General features: G+C 60.8%; 1 protein-coding gene. It reads right to left on the reverse strand.

Annotated elements, in window-relative coordinates:
- Positions 1-48: 48 nt before the first annotated feature.
- A complete protein-coding gene (gene tuf / locus PGB28_RS21280) occupies positions 49-1,224 on the reverse strand; it encodes an elongation factor Tu (RefSeq protein ID WP_271423511.1) in 1,176 nt (391 codons plus the stop codon).

Genomic DNA, 1,224 nt, shown 5'->3' on the forward strand with positions numbered 1-1,224 from the left:
TAAGGTGCGCATTATCTGCGCACCTCACGCTTGTTTTGGCGGTGTCGCTTACGCGAGGATTTTCGACACGACGCCGGAGCCGACGGTGCGGCCGCCTTCGCGGATGGCGAAGCGCAGGCCTTCTTCCATTGCGATCGGCGCGATCAGTTCCGCCGACAGCTTCAGGTTGTCGCCCGGCATCACCATCTCCGTGCCCTCGGGCAGGATGCAGGTGCCGGTCACGTCGGTGGTCCGGAAGTAGAACTGCGGACGGTAGTTCGCAAAGAACGGCGTGTGACGGCCACCCTCTTCCTTGGTCAGGATGTAGACCTCGGCTTCGAACTTGGTGTGCGGGTTCACCGAGCCCGGCTTACACAGAACCTGGCCACGCTCAACGCCTTCACGGTCCACACCGCGCAGCAGGGCGCCGATGTTGTCGCCCGCTTCACCGCGATCCAAGAGCTTGCGGAACATTTCCACACCGGTACAGGTGGTTTTCGAGGTGTCGCGGATGCCCACGATCTCGATTTCGTCACCCACATTGATCACGCCACGCTCGATACGACCGGTCACAACAGTACCGCGGCCGGAGATCGAGAACACGTCTTCGATCGGCATCAGGAACGGCTCGTCGATCGCGCGCGGCGGCGTGTCGATATATTCGTCCACAGCGGCCATCAGCTCGGCGATTTTTTCCGAACCGATATTGTCGTCGCGGCCTTCCAGAGCGGCCAGCGCCGACCCTGCAACGATCGGGATATCATCGCCCGGGTAGTCATACTCGGAGAGCAGTTCACGGATTTCCATTTCAACCAGCTCAAGCAGCTCTTCGTCGTCGACCTGGTCCACCTTGTTCATGAACACGACCATCTTCGGGATACCCACCTGACGGCCGAGCAGGATGTGCTCGCGGGTCTGGGGCATCGGGCCGTCGGCTGCGTTCACAACCAGGATCGCGCCGTCCATCTGCGCCGCGCCGGTGATCATGTTCTTCACATAGTCAGCGTGGCCGGGGCAGTCGACATGGGCGTAGTGACGCGCGTCGGTTTCATATTCCACGTGCGCGGTCGAGATGGTGATGCCGCGGGCTTTCTCTTCCGGCGCGCCGTCAATCTCGTCATAGGCCTTGAAGTCACCAAATTGCTTGGTGATCGCCGCCGTCAGCGTCGTCTTGCCGTGGTCAACGTGACCAATCGTGCCGATGTTCACGTGCGGTTTGGAACGCTCAAACTTTTCCTTTGCCAT

The organism is Primorskyibacter aestuariivivens, from assembly GCF_028023675.1.
GTDB lineage: Bacteria > Pseudomonadota > Alphaproteobacteria > Rhodobacterales > Rhodobacteraceae > Marinovum > Marinovum aestuariivivens.

What these genes read in the sequence shown, in the direction of transcription:
- tuf (WP_271423511.1), bottom strand. Translation starts at nt 1,224, where the DNA reads ATGGCAAAGGAAAAGTTTGAGCGTTCCAAACCGCACGTGAACATCGGC.